The organism is Burkholderia sp. PvR073 (genome assembly GCF_054055695.1).
In genome coordinates, this window is record NZ_JBSRXO010000020.1 from 44,979 (window position 1) to 63,109 (window position 18,131).

Genomic DNA, 18,131 nt, shown 5'->3' on the forward strand with positions numbered 1-18,131 from the left:
GGGGCGCAGAAAAGCGACCGCAAAACGAAAAGGGCCTGCGTCGTGAGACGCAGGCCCTTGAATTCTTTGGTGGGCGGTACTGGGATCGAACCAGTGACCCCTGCCGTGTGAAGGCAGTGCTCTACCGCTGAGCTAACCGCCCAAAGAAGCTGAAATTATGTCAGAGCTTTTAGGGTTCGTAAAGCCCTTTCTCCAAATATTTTTCGGGCTCGTGCAGCAATCCATCAGCCGGCCGTCGACGGCTCGACGAGATCGAGGATCGAGCCGTCGCGCTTGAGCGTCGCGAGCACGATGCTCGAATTGATCGACATCACGCCCGCCGCGCGGTGCAGCCGGTTGATCACGAAGTCCGAGTAGTGGTCGAGGTCGCGCGCCCGCACCGTCAGCACGTAGTTCGAGCCGCCCGTCACGATCTGCGCGGCGATCACTTCCGGCCACGCCTGGATCGCCTCGACGAACCGGTCGTGCCACTCGGGCACGTCCGGCCGCATCGACACATGCACCAGCGCCTCGAACGCGACGCCGACCTTCTTCGGCTCGATCGTGCAGCGGTACCCCGCAATGGCGCCGCGTTCCTCGAGCAGCTTCACGCGCCGCAGGCACGCCGACGGCGACAGCGCGACCGCGTTCGCGAGGTCCTGATTGCTGATGCGGCCGTCCCGCTCGAGGTGCCGCAGGATCCGCATGTCGGTTCGATCCAAAGTCATTTCGCAGAATCCCGTGAATTTTGAGATACCAGGCGCAGACTCTACTGCAATCGACGCGATTCGTCATCGAAAAGTGAAGCTCATTCTATTTCGTCCTCGATAACATGCGCCCCATGCCTCGACCGCACGGCCTGACGCGCTGTCACGCCGCCGGCCGTATCGCCGCCTTCAACTCCTACCGTCATTCCGCCATGTACGAACATGTTCCCGCCTATCCGGGCGACCCGATCCTGTCGCTGTTTCAGGCGTTCCAGCAGGATGCGCATCCGCACAAGGTCAACCTCAGCATCGGCCTCTACTACGACGACGCGGGCCGCATCCCGGTGCTGGAGAGCACGCGTCTGGCGGCCGAGCGCCTGCGCGAAGCCGGCGCGCCGCACACGTATCTGCCGATGGAAGGGCTCGCCGCGTACCGGCACGGCGTGCAGCGTCTCGTGTTCGGCGCCGGCTGCGCGGCGCTCGCGCAAGGGCGCATCGCGACACTGCAGACGCTCGGCGGCTCGGGCGCGCTGCGGCTCGGCGCCGAGTTCGTGAAGCGCTATTTCCCCGACAGCGCGATCTGGATCAGCGATCCGACGTGGGACAACCATCGCGTGATCTTCTCGGCGGCCGGCCTCGACGTGCACACGTATCCGTACTACGACGAAGCGCGCAACGATCTTCGCGTCGACGCGATGCTCGCGGCGCTCGATGCGCTGCCCGCGCGCAGCATCGTGCTGCTGCAGCCGTGCTGTCACAACCCGACGGGCCTCGACCTCGGCCGCGACGCGTGGCGCGCGGTGATCGACGTGCTCGCGCGCCGCGGGCTGATTCCGTTCCTCGACATGGCGTACCAGGGCTTCGGCGACGGGCTCGACGACGACGCCTGGGCCGTGCGCGCGATCGTCGAAGCCGGGCTGCCGGCGATCGTCAGCAACTCGTTGTCGAAGAATTTCTCGCTGTACGGCGAGCGCGTCGGCGGGCTGTCGATCGTCTGCGCGAGCGCGGGCGAAGCGGCGACGGTGCTGAGCCAGTTGCAAGCCGGCGTGCGCCGCACCTATTCGAGTCCGCCGCTGTTCGGCGCGCAGCTCGTGTCGACCGTGCTGAACGACGACGTGCTGCGCGCGTGTTGGGAGGACGAAGTCGCGGAGGTGCGCGCGCGCATCAAGCGCATGCGCGGCGCGCTGAAGGCGCGGCTCGACGCGCGCCTGCCCGCACCCGCGTTCGATGCACTCGTCACGCAGCGCGGGATGTTCAGCTATACGGGCATCGCCGCGACCGACGTGGACCGCCTGCGTGCGTCGCACGGCGTCTACCTGCTGCGCTCGGGCCGCATGTGCATTGCCGGCCTGAACGACGCGAACGTCGACCATGTCGCGAACGCGATCGCCGACGTGCTCGGCGGCACGTCGCGCCAGGCCGCCTGAGCGGCCGATCCCGAACCGAAGGAGGACACCATGGCAGACACGATCCCGGTCGACTTGCCGCAGTTGGCCCAGCCGTTCTCGTGGGCAACCCGCGCGGGCGGACTGATGTTTACCGGCCACGGGCCGGTCGATGCATCCGGCACGATCGCCGGCGACACGATGACCGACCAGGCGCGCACCACGCTCGACAATCTCGCGAAGGCCGTCGCGGCGGCCGGCGCGACGATGGACGACGTCGCGCAGGTGCTTGTCTATCTGTCCGACGTGAAGGCGATGCCGGAATTCGACGCCGAATACCGGCGCCACTTCCGCGAACCGTATCCGAACCGCACATGCGTGGGCGTGCAGGGCTTCGCGCATCCGACGATGCGCGTCGAACTCGTCGCGTACGTCGCGCTGCCGGCGGCGCGCGACTAGCACCATGCCGCGTGGCGCGGCTTGCAGTACCCGTAATCACCCGCAATCACCAGAAAACCCCAAGAAGTGCAACAAGGATAAAGACAAGGATGGAGACGAACATGACGAGAATGATTCGATTAGCACTACCGACGATGGCGGGCATGCTCGCCGCGAGCGGCGCGATGGCGCAGGGCAGCGTGACGCTGTACGGCATCGTCGACCAGAGCATCCGCTACACGACGCATGCGAATGCGTCGAACGACGCGAGCGTGCAGATGACCAACGGCGCGATCACCAACAGCCGCTGGGGCCTGAAGGGCAGCGAAGCGCTCGGCGGCGGCATGAAGGCGATCTTCCAGCTCGAGAGCGGCTTCGAGCCGCAGAACGGGCAGCTCGACGGCGCGCTGTTCGGCCGCTACGCGTATGTCGGCCTCGCGAGCGACTGGGGCACCGTGAAGCTCGGCCGGCAGGCGACCGAGGCGTTCAACCTGTTTGGCGATCTCGATCCGCTGACGGTCGGCAACTACACGGCCAACATGTGGCCGTACTTCCTCACGCAGGGCCGCGCAAGCAACGCCGTCAGCTACGACGGCACGTTCGGCGGCCTGGACGTCGGCGCGAGCTACGGTTTCGGCGGCGTCGCGGGCAGCCTCGGCGCGAATGCGTACTGGGGCACGCACGTGTCGTACACGCTCGGCGGACTGATGGTCGGCGCGACCTACCAGCAGGTGCGTGACCTGAACAGCCGTGCACAGCAGGCATGGGGCGCGGGCGCACGCTACGCGTTCGGCGCGGCGACGCTGTACGCCGGCTATCTCGGCGGCATCGACCGCACGGGCATGCTCGATCGGCAGCTGCTGAACGCGCCGGGCCGCGACGTGACCTACGGTTCGTTCGCCGACAACCCGCGCCGCGACGCGATCTTCTATACCGGCGTGAGTGTGAAGGTCACGCCGGCGGTATCGGTGACGGGCGTCGGTTACTACGACGACATCCGCAACGTGAACGGCGTGGCAGGTAACGGCGGCAAGCGCTATACGGGCGTGCTCGAGGCCGAGTACGCGCTGTCGAAGGCGACGCAGGTCTATGCGACGCTCGACTACAACCGGGTGAGCGGCGGCGCGTTCACCGAAATGCCCGGACGCGGCAACCAGACGGGCATCGCGGCCGGCCTGCGCCACCTGTTCTGAGTACGCGGCGCGCGGTGGCCGGTGCGGTCCGGCACCGGCCCGTGCGCCGTGGACGTTTCGACCGGACTGACGCTTTAGAACGAGGTCATTCGATGCAACCAGAAGGGCAATTCCAGCACATCGCGGCGCGCGAGCACGGTCTGCGCCGCACGCTTTCCGCACGACAGATGGCGATGATCGCGATCGGCGGTGCGATCGGCACCGGTCTGTTTCTCGGCAGCGGGTTCGCGATCGGCTTCGCGGGCCCGAGCGTGCTCGTCAGTTACGCGATCGGCGCGTTCATCTCGCTGTTGCTGATGGGCTGTCTCGCGGAGATGACGGTCGCGCACCCGACCTCCGGATCGTTCGGCGCCTACGCCGAACATTACGTGAGCCCGTGGGCCGGGTTTCTCGTGCGCTATGCGTACTGGGCGTGCATCGTGCTCGCGGTCGGCACCGAAGTCACCGCGATCGCGCTGTACATGAAGTACTGGTTCCCGGGCGTGCCGGGCTGGCTGTGGATCGTCGGCTTCTCGGCGCTGCTCGTGTTCGTCAACGCGCGCAGCGTCGACGTGTTCGGTGCGGTCGAATACGGTTTCTCGGTCGTGAAGATCGCGGCGATCGTCGGCTTCATCGTGCTCGGCGCGTACGTCGTCTTCGGCAATCCGGCGCTGGTCGGCGACGGCGCGGCGCGCGCGGGTTTCCATCATTACACCGATCGCGGCGGCTTCTTTCCGAAGGGCATGTGGGGGATGTGGGTCGCGGTGATCGTGTCGATCTTCAGCTACCTGAGCATCGAGATGATCGCGGTCGCGGCGGGCGAGGCGGAAGATCCCGAGCGCGCGGTGACGAGCGCGTTCCGCTCGACGATCGTGCGGCTCGTGCTGTTCTACCTCGTCACGCTCGCGCTGATGCTCGCGATCGTGCCGTGGACGGCGGCGGGGCGCGACGAGAGCCCGTTCGTGAAGGTGATGGAGGCGATCCACCTGCCGGGCGCGGCCGGGCTGATCAACTTCGTGGTGCTGATCGCCGCGTTGTCCGCGATGAACAGCCAGCTCTACATCACGACGCGGATGATGTTCAGCCTGTCGCGCGCGGGCCACGCACCGAAGGCGCTCGGCGAGGTGAACGCGCGCGGCGTGCCGTTCGGTGCGCTGATGCTGTCGACGCTTGGCATCGCGCTCGCGACGGTGCTGAGCGTGTTGTATCCGGATGCATCGTTCACGATCATGATGTCGGTGTCGATGTTCGGCGCGTTGTTCACGTGGATGATGATCTTCGTCACGCACTACTGCTTCCGGCGGCGTCGCGCGGCGCTTGGCCTGCCGGCGCCCGCGTTCCGGATGCGCGGCTTTCCGCTGCTGACACTGCTCGGCGCGGCGCTGATGCTCGCGGTGATGGTGACGACCTACTTCACCGCCGAATTCCACATGACGCTGATCTTCGGCATTCCGTTCCTGATCGCGTTGTCGGTCGTGTACGCGGTGTGGTACCGGCGCGCGCAGCCGGTGCTGCAGCCGGACGCGAAGTAGCGGCGGCGGCTCACCCCGCGAGCGCAGGCAGCGCGTCGATCGACGCGCGCACGTAGTCGGCGAAGCGCAGCGCGACCGGTTCGGCGGTGCCGCTGCGCTTCAGTTCCAGCGTGCGCGATTCGAGCGACGCATCCTTCAGCGGCCGGAACGCGAGCCGGTCGCTCTTCACCTGCTGCAGCACGCGCGGCACCAGCGCGACGCCCATCCCGAACTCGATCATCGACAGGATCGTCTGCCACAGCCGCGCCTCGTGACGGATCAGCGGGCTGAATCCCGCGTTCACGCATTGCGCGATGGTCAGGTCGTGATAGTGCGGCGCCGCGTCGCGCGGAAACAGGATGAACGGCTCCGCGGCTAGCGCGGCGAGCGCGACCTGCCGGCGCCGCGCGAGCGGATGCGCGGCCGGCAGGCAGCATACGAAGGGTTCCGCGTAGACGGGCGTCGATTCGACCTCGGGCGGGCAGTGGCCCCAGTGCGCGTAACCGAGATCGATCTGGCCGCGCTGGACCGCCTGCACCTGCGCGTGCGTGTTCATCTCGCTCAGCACGATCTCCACGCCCGGATAGTCGGCCTCGAAGCGCTGCACCGCATCGGGCAGCCCGCGATACAGCATCGAATGGACGAAGCCGATCCGCAGCCGACCCGCGAGACCGGACGCCGAGCGCACCGTGAGACGCTCGGCCTCGCTCGCCTGCAGCAGCAGCCGGCGCGCTTCGCCGAGCAGCACCGCGCCCGCATTGGTCAGCGCGACCGTCTTGTTGGTGCGTGAAAAGAGCTGCACGCCGAGCGCTTCCTCGAACTTGCGGATGTCGAAGCTCAGCGCCGGCTGCGAGATAAACAAGCGCTTCGCCGCGCGCCCGAAATGCAGTTCCTCGGCGACCGCCACGAAGTAGCGCAACTGCCGCAGTTCCATGCTGTCTCCTCCCGGCTCCGGCAACGATAAATTCTGTCTATCGTACCGGACAAATCCTGTATTGGACGCTTATCGATCACGCGCCTAGGCTCTGCGTAACGCCTGGCATCGGCCGCCGCGCCGCCACGGTGCGGGCGCCGGCCGGCAGCCGGGCCACCATGGAGACGCATGCATGAACGACACCGCTCGCACGCCGGACGCCGGCGCATCCGGCAACATCCCCGACAGCCGGGGCATCAATTTCTTCACGGCCGATCCCGATCTCGGCGCGTTGCTGAGGCTGCACCTCGGCGCCGCCCAATACGCACGACTCGAACCGCAACTGCATGCACTCGGCGCGCGCGTGTCGGGCGAACTCGACGAATGGGCGTCGCGCGCGGACAAGCATCCGCCCGTGCTCGAACATCGCAACCGGCGCGGCGAGGCCGTGCAGCGGATCGACAAGGACCCGGCGTACGTCGCGCTCGAACGCGTCGCGTATTCCGAACTCGGGCTCGCGGCGCTGAGCCACCAGCCCGAGGCGGTGGCGCCGCTCGTCAAGTACGCGCTGACGTTCCTGTTCGTGCAGGCGGAATTCGGGCTGTGCTGCCCGGTCAGCATGACCGACTCGCTCACGCGCACGCTGCGCCGTTTCGGCGAACCGGCGCTCGTCGAGCACTACCTGCCGAGGCTCGCGTCGCGCGATTTCGACACGCTGTTCCAGGGCGCGATGTTCATGACCGAGCAGGCGGCCGGCTCCGACGTCGGCCGCATCGCGACGCGCGCGGTGCGCGAAACGCACGCGCCGGGCGAAGCGGTGTGGCGCCTGTACGGAGACAAGTGGTTCTGCTCGAACGCCGACGCCGATCTGGCGATGGTGCTCGCGCGGCCCGACGGCGCGCCGGACGGCATCAAGGGGCTCGCGCTGTTCCTGCTGCCGAAGACACTGCCGGACGGCACGCGTAACCGCTACCGGATCGTGCGGCTGAAGGACAAGCTCGGCAGCCGGTCGATGGCGAGCGGCGAGATCGCGCTCGAAGGCGCGCAGGCCTACCTGATCGGCGAGATCGGCCGCGGTTTTCACCAGATGGCCGACATGATCAACATGTCGCGGCTGTCGAACGGCGTGCGCGCGGCCGGGCTGATGCGGCGCGCGCTGAACGAGTCGCTGCACGTGGCCGCGCACCGCACGGCGTTCGGCCGCACGCTGATCGAGATGCCGCTGATGCAGCGCCAGTTGATGAAGATGCTGCTGCCCGCCGAGGCCGCGCGTGCGATGTTCATGCAGATCGCGCTGCTGCTGCCGCAGGCGGATGCGGGCGACGAGCAGGCCGCGCGCTGCGTGCGCATCCTGACGCCGCTGATCAAGTTCCGCGCGTGCCGCGATGCGCGCCGCGTGACCGGCGACGCGATGGAGGTGCGCGGCGGCACCGGCTACATCGAGGAATGGAGCGATGCGCGCATCGTGCGCGACGCGCATCTCGGCTCGATCTGGGAAGGCACCAGCAACATCGTCGCGCTCGACGTCGCGCGCGCCGCGCAGCGCGAGCAGGCACTGGACGCGCTGCGCACCTTCCTCGGCGATCGGCTCGGCGCGGCGCCGCTGCCCGACGCAAGTCGCGCGGCGCTGCGGCGCATTCTCGCGCGCGCATGCGATGCGCTCGCCCGGGTTGCGGCGGCAGGCGACGACGCGTGCGTGCGGCAGGCCGCGTCGGCGCTGTACTACGCGAGCGCGGCCGTGCTGATGGCGTGCGAGGGCGTGCGGCTCGCGCCCGATTACCGGCGCCTTGCGCTCGCGCACCTGATCGTGCGTCACAAGCTGCTGCCGATCGACCCGTTCGCGCCGTCGTCGCGCGACGACGAAGCGATGGCGTTCGACGCGCTGGTGCGCGGCACGCCGGTGCCGCTCGACATGGCGCTCGACCTGCTGCCGGAGGTCGAACGATGAACGTGACGAACACGACGAACGCGACGCGCGGCGCACTGGACGGCCTGAAGGTCGTCGACCTGAGCCGCGTGCTCGGCGGCCCGTACTGCACGCAGGCGCTCGCCGACCACGGCGCGACGGTGATCAAGATCGAGCCGCCGGACGGCGACGAGACGCGGGGCTGGGGGCCGCCGTTCCTCGGCGACACCGCGTGGTATTTCATGGGCGTGAACCGCAACAAGGAAGGGCTCGCGCTCGACCTGTCCCGCGACGAAGGGCGCGCGATCCTGTGGCGCCTGCTCGACGACGCCGACGTGCTCGTCGAGAACTTCAAGCCCGGCACGCTCGCGCGCTGGGGGATGGACTACGCGCGCGAGCTGCGGCCGCGCTTCCCGCGCCTGATCCACTGCGCGGTGACCGGCTTCGGCGCAGACGGTCCGCTCGGCGGGCTGCCTGGCTACGACGCGGTGATCCAGGCGATGGCCGGGCTGATGAGCGTCAACGGCGAGCGCGACGGCGACGCGATGCGCATCGGGTTGCCAATCGTCGACATGGTCACGGGGCTCAACGCGCTGGCCGGCATCCTGCTCGCGCTCGCGGAGCGCGAGAAGAGCGGGCAGGGCCAGTCGATCGACATCGCGCTGTACGACTGCGGCGTGTCGCTGCTGCATCCGCACCTGCCGAACTTCTTCGGCTCGGGGCGCGTGCCCGAGCGCAGCGGCAACGCGCATCCGAACATCGCGCCGTACGACAGCTACCGCACGGCGACGGTGCCGATCTTCCTCGCGGTCGGCAACGACCGGCAGTTCGCACGGCTCGTCGCGCATCTCGGCGCGCCGGCGCTCGCCGGCGATCCGCGCTTCGTCGACAACCGCAGCCGCTGCGCGCACCGGCCCGAGCTGAAGGCCGAACTCGAGGCACGGCTTGCCGCCCATCCGTGCGAGCCGCTCGCGCGCGACCTGATGGCGGCGTGCGTGCCGTGCGGGCCGGTGCGCACGGTCGCCGATGTCGCGCGCGACCCGCATGCGCTGCACCGCGAGCTGTTCGTCGAGATCGGCGCATATCGCGGCACCGCATCGCCGGTGAAGCTGTCGCGCACGCCGGCGACCTATCGCTCGCCGCCACCGGCGCTCGGCCGCGACACGCGCGCGGTGCTCGATCGCCTCGGCGTCGATCCCGCGCTCCAGCAGCAACTGCTCGACGCCGGCGTGCTGAAGGTCGCGCCGGACCAGACGTGACCGGCCGACGGGGCACGCGGGTGAGCGTTCCCGGCCGAGGAAGCAGAACGCAAAGCAGCAGAACGTAAAGCCGTAAAGCAACACCGCCAGCCGGCGGCGCAAGGCCGGCCATCCGGCAAGGCGCGCGACAGTCGCGCCGCCGATCACAAACATGGAGACATCGATGAGCCGTCCGCAATCCCCGTCCGCCGTGCCGCCAAGGCCCGGCCGCGCCGCCCTCGCGGCCTTCGTCGGCACCACGATCGAGTGGTACGACTTCTACATCTACGGCACCGCCGCCGCGCTCGTGTTCGGCAAGGTGTTCTTTTCCAGCACGATGGATCCCGGCGTCGCGACGCTGCTCGCGTTCGTCACGTTCTGGGCCGGTTTCGCCGCGCGGCCGCTTGGCGGGATCGTGTTCGGGCATCTCGGCGATCGCGTCGGCCGCAAGACCGCGCTCGTGATCACGCTGATCATGATGGGGCTTGCCACGACCGGCATCGGCCTCTTGCCCGGCTATGCGTCGATCGGCGTGTGGGCGCCCGCGGGCCTCGTCGTGCTGCGTGTGCTGCAGGGCATCGCGGTCGGCGGCGAGTGGGGCGGTGCGGTGCTGATCGCGAGCGAGAACGCGCCGAAGCATCGCAGCATCCTGTATGCGGCATTCGCTCAGCAGGGCTCGCCCACCGGCAACCTGCTCGCGACGGTCGCCTTCTTCGCGTTGAGCGCGTTGCCGACGCCGTCGTTCCTGATGTGGGGCTGGCGCATTCCGTTCCTGCTGTCGGCGGTGCTCGTGATCATCGGGATGGTGATCCGGCTGCGGCTCGAGGAATCGATCGACATGCAGCGCGTGCTCGCGCGCAAGCGGACGGTGAAGCTGCCGCTGCGCGACGTCGTGCGCGACCACTGGGCCGTCGTGCTGCTCGCGGCCGGCACGCTGCCGGTGATCAACGTCACGTATTTCCGCAGCACGTTCGCGCTGTCGTGGGCGACCAAGGAGCTCGGCTACGCGCAGGGCACGTTCCTCGGCATCCTGTCGATCTCGCTCGTCGTGCAGTTCCTGATGCAGCCGATCGGCGCGTGGTTCGTGTCGAAGATCGACATGCGCCGCGCGATGTGCTGGATCCTGATTCCCGAGATCGTGCTGATGCCGGTGATGTTCCATGCACTCGCGACCCGGTCGTACTGGGTCGCCGTCGTGGGGATGTGCATCTCGACGATCCCGTCGGCGATGTTCTACGGTGCGGTCGGCGGCGTGCTCGCACGCGTGTTTCCGGCCAACATCCGCTATACGGGCCTGTCGCTCGCGTATCAGTTGAGCGCGCTCGTCGTCGGCGGCGGCACGCCGGTGCTCGCGCAGGCGATCCTGAACGCGACCGGCAGCATCGTCGGCGTCGCGATCGCGTCGGGGCTGTACGCGCTCGTGTCGCTCGGCTGCATGCTCGCGCTGCTCAATCGCACCGGCTACCGTGCGGATGAGCTGTCGAGCGCCGAGCGCAGCGATGCGGCCGAATGGGGCATCGCAAGCGCAAGCGCGAGCGCCGACGCCGCGGCCGGCGAGTCCGCGCAGCCGGACGAGCGCGGCACGTTGAAGCCGGCGGGGCAGGCCGGCGCGACCTGACCTGGCGGCATCGCATGCGCCGGGCAGACTCGCATCGGCTCGATTGCCCGTCCCCAAAAGCAAACGGCACCGTGCGATGCACGGTGCCGTTTGCCTTGCACTGCTTCGCGCGAGGCCGGCACGGCCGGCCCGCTCGATGCGCGGTGCTCAGCCTTCCGTCGGCGGCACGAAGCCGGACGCCTGGTCCGCGCCGTCGCCGAAGAAGTACTTCTCGGTCTGCTTCATCAGGTACTGACGCGCGCGCGGGTCGGCCATGTTCAGGCGGTTCTCGTTGATCAGCATCGTCTGCTGCTTGAGCCAGCCTTGCCACGCTTCCTTCGACACGCTTTCGTAAATGCGCTTGCCGAGTTCGCCCGGCAGCGGCGGGAAATCGAGAGCCTCGGCTTCCTTGCCGAGCTTCGCGCATTGAATCATTCGAGCCATCGTGTACTTCTCCTGTAATCGGACTGGGGGAGGGCAGTCGTGCCTGCGCTCAGAGCTGCTTCATCAGCACGAGCGACTTGCGCTGCCAGTTATAGAGTTTGCGGCGGTCTTCCGGCAGGTCGTCGACGCTGACCTTGACGAAACCGCGCTTGAGGAACCAGTGCTCGGTGCGCGTCGTGAGCACGAAGATATGCGTGAGGCCGCGCGCGCGGGCGCGCTGCTCGATGCGCTTGAGCAGGCGTTCGCCGTCGCCCGAGCCCTGCGCTTCCGGCGCGACCGTCAGGCACGCCATCTCGCCGATCTTTTCCTGCTGGTACGGATACAGCGCCGCACAGCCGAACAGCACGCCATCGTGCTCGATCACCGAGAAGTGGTCGATGTCGCGTTCGATCTGGTGGCGGCCGCGCCGTACCAGCGTGCCGTCCGACTCGAGCGGCTCGATCAGCGACAGGATGCCGCCGACGTCGTCCGGCGTCGCTTCGCGCAGGCTCTCGAGATTCTCGTACGAGATCATCGTGCCGACGCCGTCGTGCAGGAACAGTTCGAGCAGCATGCTGCCGTCGAGCGACTGCGGGATCAGGTGGGCACGGGTCACGCCGCCACGGCACGCGCGGATCGAGTGCTTCAGGAAGAACGCGTCGTCGCCCTGGACGTTGCCGGAATCGAGCAGCTCGGCGGCTGCGTCGAGCGACATTTCACGGACCAGCTCGCCTTCGTCGCCGACGATGCCGGGCGCCTCGGTCAGGAAGATGATCTTGTCGGCGCGCAGCGCGATCGCGGCCGCCGACGCGACGTCTTCCATCGACAGGTTGAACGCTTCGCCGGTCGGCGAGAAACCGAGCGGCGACAGCAGCACGAGCTTGCGGCTCGCGAGCGAATGACGGATCGATTCGGCGTCGATCTTGCGCACGATGCCCGTGTGCGCGAAATCGACCCCGTCGAGAATCCCCACCGGCCGTGCGGTCACGAAGTTGCCGGACACGACGCTGATGTGCGCGTGCGCCATCGGCGAGTTCGGCAGACCCTGACTGATCGCGGCCTCGATGTCGAGACGCACTTCGCCGGCCGCTTCCTTCGCGGATTCGAGCGCGCGCGCATCGGTGATGCGCAGTCCGTGCGAAAACTCGGATTCGACACCATGCAGGCTCAGCTGCTCCTCGACCTGCGGGCGCGAGCCGTGCACCAGCACGATCTGGATGCCCATCGCCTGCAGCAGCGCGATGTCGGACACGAGCGCGTTCAGGAGTCCCTGCTGCACCACCTCGCCGCCGAACCCCACGACGAACGTGCTGTTGCGGAACTTGTGGATATAGGGCGCGACGGAGCGCATCCAGTCGACGAACTGCGCGTGGCTGGCGGCCGAATCGTCGGCAGCCGGCGGCGTCGCGGCACCGGTCTGGGCGGGAGGGAGGTCGGTTTGGGAATTCATGGGCGGGATTATAATGCGCCCCCATGTCGAATGTACCTAAAAGTCCCGCGCCGACGCGGGCCAAAGCGCCGTCGGCCAGGCACCCGGATGGTGCGGCCGATGCGCGTGAGCAGCAAGGCCAGCCGCCGCGCCAGCCGCAGCAACAGCAGGCAGGCAAGCCGCCGCGCGGGCCGCGCGGTGACGAACGGCGCGGCGACGCGCACCCGCCGGCCGCGGCGACGGACGCACCGCGGGCGGATGCGCGCACCCCACGCCGCGAGCGTGCGCCGCGCGCGGCCGTCGCACCGAATCCCGTTCCGCCGATCACGTATCCCGAAAGCCTGCCCGTATCGGGCAAGCGCGACGAAATCGCGCGCGCGATCGCCGCTCACCAGGTTGTCATCGTCTGCGGCGAAACGGGGTCGGGCAAGACCACCCAGCTGCCGAAGATCTGTCTCGATCTCGGCCGCGGCCTCGGCGCCGGCGGCACGGGCCTGATCGGCCATACGCAGCCGCGGCGCCTGGCCGCATCGTCGACCGGCCGGCGGATCGCCGAGGAACTCGGCACGCCGTTCGGCGAGGTGGTCGGCTACAAGGTGCGCTTCACCGACAATCTCGCGCCGGGCGCGTCCGTGAAGCTGATGACGGACGGCATCCTGCTCGCCGAGACGCAGACCGACCCGCTGCTGAAGGCGTACGACACGCTGATCATCGACGAGGCGCACGAGCGCAGCCTGAACATCGACTTCCTGCTCGGCTACCTGAAGGAGATCCTGCCGAGGCGGCCGGACCTGAAGCTGATCGTCACGTCCGCGACGATCGACGCCGACCGCTTCGCGCGCCATTTCGGCAGCGACGAGCGCCCGGCGCCGGTGATCGAGGTGAGCGGGCGGCTGTATCCGGTCGAGATGCGCTACCGCCCGGTGGCCGAGGATCGCCCGGCCGTGAAGAACGCCGAGGGCACGGGCGGCCGCGACCGCGTGAAAACCGCACGCGAGGCCGAACGCGACCTGATGGACGCGATCGTCGACGCGGTCGACGAACTGTGCCGCGAAGGCCCCGGCGACGTGCTGGTGTTCCTGCCCGGCGAGCGCGAGATTCGCGAAGCGGCCGAGGCGCTGCGCAAGCACCATCCGCCGCATACCGAGATCCTGCCGCTGTTCGCGCGACTCTCTGCGGCCGACCAGGACAAGGTATTCAAGGCGTCGAACGCGCGCCGCATCGTGCTTGCGACCAACGTGGCCGAAACGTCGCTGACGGTGCCGGGCATCCGCTACGTCGTCGACACCGGTCTCGCGCGCGTGAAGCGCTATTCGTACCGGAACAAGGTCGAGCAGCTGCAGGTCGAGTCGATCTCGCAGGCCGCCGCGAATCAGCGCGCGGGTCGCTGCGGCCGGGTGGCCGATGGCGTCTGCATCCGCTTGTACGAGGAAAGCGACTACCAGGCGCGCGCACGCTTCACCGATCCGGAAATCCTGCGCTCGTCGCTCGCGTCGGTGATTCTGCGGATGAAGTCGCTGCACCTGACCGAAATCGAATCGTTCCCGTTCCTCGAGCCGCCGCCCGGCCGCGCGATCGCGGACGGCTACCAGTTGCTCAACGAACTCGGCGCGGTCGACGACGACAACGCGCTGACGCCGCTCGGCCGCGAGCTCGCGCGGCTGCCGCTCGATCCGCGCGTCGGCCGGATGATCCTCGCCGCACGCGACCAGCAGTCGCTGCGCGAGGTGCTGATCATCGCGAGCGCGCTGTCCGTGCAGGACCCGCGCGACCGTCCGATCGAAGCGCAGGAGCAGGCCGACCAGGCGCACCGCCGGTTCGCCGACGAGCGCTCCGAATTCCTGCAGTGGCTGAAGATCTGGGCGTGGTTCGAAGAGGCCGTCGCGCACAAGAAATCGAACCGTCAGCTGATTGACGCGTGTCGGCAGAACTTCCTGTCGCACCTGCGGCTGCGCGAATGGCGCGACGTGCATTCGCAACTGCTGACGGTCGTGCGCGAGCATGGCTGGCGGCTCAACGAAGTCGAGGCAACCTACGAGCAGATCCATCTGGCCCTGTTGACGGGCCTGCTCGGCAACCTCGGCATGAAGGCCGACGACGATCCGCACTATCTCGGCGCGCGCGGGATCAAGTTCTACCTGTGGCCGGGCTCCGCGCTCGCGAAGAAGGCCGGCCGCTGGGTGATGGCGGCCGAACTCGTCGAGACGAGCCGGCTGTACGCGCGCTGCCTCGCGAAGATCGAGCCGGAATGGGTCGAGAAGATCGGCGCGCACCTGCTGAAGAAGTCACTGTCGGAGCCGCACTGGGAAAAGCGTCCCGCGCAGGTCAGCGCGTTCGAGCGCGCGACGCTGTACGGGCTGCCGATCTACCACCGCCGGCGCGTCGCGTTCGGCCGGCAGGATCCGGCGCGAGCGCGCGAGCTGTTCATTCGCGGCGCGCTGGTCGAGGGCGAGTTCGACACGAAGCTGCCGTTCTTCGCGCACAACCGCAAGCTGCTCGCCGACATCGAGCAGCTCGAGCACAAGTCGCGCCGGCAGGACGTGCTGGTCGACGACGAATTGATCTACGCGTACTACGATCAGGCGATTCCGGAGGGCATCCACACGGGCGCCGCGTTCGAGCGCTGGTATCGCGACGAGGTGAGCAAGGGCGGCCGGGCGGAGGACAAGCAGCGGCTGCTGTACCTGTCGCGCGACGACCTGATGCGCCACGAGGCGGCCGGTGTGACGACCGAGCTGTTCCCGAAGCGCGCGACGATGGCCGGCGTCGAGATGGCGCTCACGTACCACTTCGAGCCCGGCACGCCGCGCGACGGCGTGACGCTCGCGGTGCCGCTGTATGCGCTGAACCAGGTCGACGCGCGTCGCTGCGAATGGCTCGTGCCGGGAATGCTGAAGGAGAAGGTGCAGCTGCTGCTGAAGTCGCTGCCGCAGAAGCTGCGCCGGCACTGCGTGCCGCTGCCCGAGTACGCGGCCGGCTTCGTCGAGCGCATGGGGCGCGAGCGCTTCGGCGCGGGCGGCCTCGTCGAGGCGCTGATCGCCGACGTGCGCGGCGAGACGCAGGTCGCGATGAAGACGGCCGACTTCAAGCTCGAGACGCTGCCCGCGCACCTGTTCATGAACTTCAAGGTGATCGACGAGCACGGCCGCCAGCTCGCGATGGGGCGCAATCTCGCGCAGCTGCGGCAGGAACTGGGCGCGCAGGCGCAGCAGCAGTTCCAGAAGATCGCGGCGGCGTCGACGATCGCGCCCGGCGGCGAGGCTGGCACGGGCGACGCGGGCAATGCTGGCGACACGCCGGCGCCCGCTGCCGCGCCGGGTTCAGCGGCGAAGGGCGGCAAGGCCGGCAAGGGCGCGGCGCCGAACACGGCCGCCGCGGCGGAAGCCGGCGCGACCGCGCTGTACGAGAACCTGACGACGTGGAACTTCGGCAAGCTCCCCGAGCTGCTGGAGATCCGTCGGCGCGGCCAGACGCTGTACGGCTATCCGGCACTCGTCGATCGCGGCACGCATTGCGACGTCGAGGTGTTCGACTCGCCGGAGGAGGCCGCGCGGATTCACCGGGCCGGCTTGCGGCGGCTGTTCGCGCTGCAATTGAAGGAGCCGATCAAGTTCCTCGAGAAGAACCTGCCGGGGCTGCGCGAGATGGCGATGCAGTACATGTCGCTCGGCACGCAGGACGAGCTGCGCGACCAGCTGATCGACACGGCGCTCGACCGCGCGTGCCTGCAGGATCCGCTGCCCGACGACGACGTGAGCTTCCATGCGCGTCGCGACGAGGGCCGGAGCCGCCTGAACCTGCTCGCGCAGGAGATCGCGCGGCTCGTCGGGCAGATCCTCGCCGAATACGCGGGGCTCGTGAAGAAGCTCGCGCAGGCGAAGCCGTTTGCGCAGGCCCACGCGGATCTCCAGCAGCAGCTCGCGGCGCTGGTCGGCAAGCGCTTCGTGATCGACACGCCTTACGCACAGCTTGCGCACTTCCCGCGCTATCTGAAGGGCATCGCGTTGCGGATCGACAAGCTGAAGGCCGACCCGGCGCGCGACGCGAAGCAGTCCGGCGAGCTGCTGCCGCTTGTGCAGCAGTACCAGCGCGCGGTGTCGCAGCGCGGCGGCGTGGCCGATCCGCGGCTCGCGGAATTCCGCTGGTTGCTGGAAGAATTGCGAATTTCGCTGTTTGCGCAGGAACTGCGCACGCCGATGCCTGTCTCTGTCAAGCGTCTGCACAAGGTGTGGGAGTCGATGCAGCGCTAGCGCCACGGCGGCCCGCCGGCCCCGCGCCGGCTGCCGACCGCGGCCGGCCCGTGGCGCCTGCCGCAGTCGGCCGCACGGCCGGCGCGGCGTGCGTCGATGTGGCGCAACCCCGGCTTGCGTCAACCGGCGGGGCCGGTCGAACGTTCTACAATGACTGCTGTTCCACGACGTGAGTCTTCATGCGCACTTTCCTTTCCCTCGGCCGCGCACTCGCGCTGGCCGCCGCCGTGCTGGCGCCGGCCGCACACGCGAATAACGTGATCATCCTCAACTCGGCCGAAGCGACGCTTTCCCTGATCGACCAGCAGACTCGCGAGGTCGTCTCCACGATGCCGACCGGCAAGGAGCCGCACCATTTGATGGCGACGCCCGACAATTCGTCGCTGATCGTCGCAAATTCGATCTCGAACAGCCTGATGTTCCTCGATCCGAAGACGGGCAAGCTGCAGCGCACCGTCGAAGGGATCGACGATCCGTACCAGCTCGGCTTCTCGCCCGACCGCAAGTGGTTCGCGGCGGCGGGGCTGCGGCTCGACCGCGTCGACATCTACAGCTACGACGGCCACGACGTGCACCTCGCGAAGCGCGTGCCGCTGGCGGTGATGCCGAGCCACCTCGCGTTCACGAAGGACAGCAAGACGCTGCTCGTGTCGCTGCAGGTGTCCGGCGAGATCGCGGCGATCGACCTGCCGACGCAGACGGTCAAGTGGAAGATGAAGGTCGGCAAGGTGCCGGCCGGCCTGTGGCTCACGCCGGACGACAAGTTCCTGCTGGTCGGGATGACCGGCGCGGATTACGTCGCGGTCGTCGACTGGCGCAACCAGAAGGTCGTCAAGCAGATCTACACGGGCAAGGGCGCGCACAACTTCCGCTCGCTCGCCGACGGCACGCACGTCGCCGTCACGAACCGGGTCGCGAACACGATCAGCATTCTCGACGAGAACACCCTCACCAACGTCGGCGACATCACCGGCCTGCTGCCGGGGCCGGACGACATGGAGCTGTCGGCCGACAAGAAGACGCTGTGGGTGACGTTCCGCTTCGCGAAGAAGGTCGGTATCATCGATCTGGCATCGCGCAAGCTGGTGCAGACGATCGCCGTCGGCCGTTCGCCGCACGGGATCTACTTCTACGACCGCGCGCCGTGGAAGGCTGCAAACGGCGCGTGACGGGCGGAGGCGAA

General features: G+C 68.4%; 13 protein-coding genes and 1 tRNA gene. 9 read left to right on the top strand and 5 right to left on the bottom strand.

The window, feature by feature from the left end; genetic code table 11:
* Positions 1-67 precede the first annotated feature (67 nt).
* Together ACVK00_RS33020 and ACVK00_RS33025 are read right to left on the bottom strand one after the other, a co-directional pair.
* Positions 68-142: transfer RNA gene (locus ACVK00_RS33020), tRNA-Val, on the bottom strand.
* Positions 143-224: 82 nt separating this feature from the next.
* The gene (locus tag ACVK00_RS33025; RefSeq protein ID WP_034176545.1) at positions 225-707 is read right to left on the bottom strand and encodes an Lrp/AsnC family transcriptional regulator; all 483 of its coding nucleotides are present in this window, start codon (positions 705-707) and stop codon (positions 225-227) included.
* Between the two features lie 191 nt (positions 708-898).
* Between ACVK00_RS33025 and ACVK00_RS33030 the strand changes: the two genes are divergently transcribed.
* From ACVK00_RS33030 to ACVK00_RS33045, 4 genes are all read left to right on the top strand, one after another.
* The gene (locus tag ACVK00_RS33030; RefSeq protein WP_284898901.1) at positions 899-2,113 is read left to right on the top strand and encodes an amino acid aminotransferase; all 1,215 of its coding nucleotides are present in this window, start codon (positions 899-901) and stop codon (positions 2,111-2,113) included.
* A 30-nt stretch (positions 2,114-2,143) separates the two neighbouring features.
* A complete protein-coding gene (locus tag ACVK00_RS33035; protein WP_354122995.1) occupies positions 2,144-2,530 on the top strand; it encodes a RidA family protein in 387 nt (128 codons plus the stop codon).
* Positions 2,531-2,640: 110 nt separating this feature from the next.
* Complete coding sequence (locus ACVK00_RS33040) at positions 2,641-3,702, top strand: porin (protein ID WP_284898929.1); 1,062 nt, start codon at positions 2,641-2,643, stop codon at positions 3,700-3,702.
* Between the two features lie 92 nt (positions 3,703-3,794).
* Positions 3,795-5,213 carry an amino acid permease gene (locus ACVK00_RS33045; protein ID WP_228904889.1) on the top strand — a complete coding sequence of 473 codons (1,419 nt, stop codon included), beginning with the start codon at positions 3,795-3,797 and terminating at the stop codon, positions 5,211-5,213.
* 10 nt (positions 5,214-5,223) lie between these two features.
* Here ACVK00_RS33045 and ACVK00_RS33050 read toward each other — a convergent pair whose 3' ends face one another.
* The gene (locus ACVK00_RS33050; protein ID WP_354122994.1) at positions 5,224-6,126 is read right to left on the bottom strand and encodes a LysR family transcriptional regulator; all 903 of its coding nucleotides are present in this window, start codon (positions 6,124-6,126) and stop codon (positions 5,224-5,226) included.
* A gap of 172 nt (positions 6,127-6,298) precedes the next feature.
* Between ACVK00_RS33050 and ACVK00_RS33055 the strand changes: the two genes are divergently transcribed.
* From ACVK00_RS33055 to ACVK00_RS33065, 3 genes are all read left to right on the top strand, one after another.
* The gene (locus ACVK00_RS33055) at positions 6,299-8,053 is read left to right on the top strand and encodes an acyl-CoA dehydrogenase family protein (RefSeq protein ID WP_284898908.1); all 1,755 of its coding nucleotides are present in this window, start codon (positions 6,299-6,301) and stop codon (positions 8,051-8,053) included.
* Positions 8,050-9,270 carry a CaiB/BaiF CoA transferase family protein gene (locus tag ACVK00_RS33060; RefSeq protein ID WP_284898909.1) on the top strand — a complete coding sequence of 407 codons (1,221 nt, stop codon included), beginning with the start codon at positions 8,050-8,052 and terminating at the stop codon, positions 9,268-9,270. Before ACVK00_RS33055 ends, ACVK00_RS33060 begins: the two co-directional genes overlap by 4 nt.
* A gap of 163 nt (positions 9,271-9,433) precedes the next feature.
* Positions 9,434-10,867, top strand: a complete 1,434-nt coding sequence (locus ACVK00_RS33065) for an MFS transporter (protein WP_228904883.1) — start codon at positions 9,434-9,436, stop codon at positions 10,865-10,867.
* 147 nt (positions 10,868-11,014) lie between these two features.
* Here the strand turns inward: ACVK00_RS33065 and ACVK00_RS33070 are convergent, their stop codons facing one another.
* On the bottom strand, positions 11,015-11,290 hold the full coding sequence (locus ACVK00_RS33070; RefSeq protein WP_006755553.1) for an oxidative damage protection protein: 276 nt from the start codon (positions 11,288-11,290) through the stop codon (positions 11,015-11,017).
* A gap of 49 nt (positions 11,291-11,339) precedes the next feature.
* Positions 11,340-12,719 (bottom strand): amino-acid N-acetyltransferase, encoded by a 1,380-nt coding sequence (gene argA / locus ACVK00_RS33075; RefSeq protein ID WP_011657403.1) that lies wholly within the window; start codon positions 12,717-12,719, stop codon positions 11,340-11,342.
* A gap of 23 nt (positions 12,720-12,742) precedes the next feature.
* Between argA and hrpA the strand changes: the two genes are divergently transcribed.
* On the top strand, positions 12,743-16,948 hold the full coding sequence (gene hrpA / locus ACVK00_RS33080) for an ATP-dependent RNA helicase HrpA (RefSeq protein ID WP_284898913.1): 4,206 nt from the start codon (positions 12,743-12,745) through the stop codon (positions 16,946-16,948).
* 179 nt (positions 16,949-17,127) lie between these two features.
* Positions 17,128-18,117 carry a YVTN family beta-propeller repeat protein gene (locus ACVK00_RS33085; RefSeq protein ID WP_284898915.1) on the top strand — a complete coding sequence of 330 codons (990 nt, stop codon included), beginning with the start codon at positions 17,128-17,130 and terminating at the stop codon, positions 18,115-18,117.
* Positions 18,118-18,131: the final 14 nt, after the last annotated feature.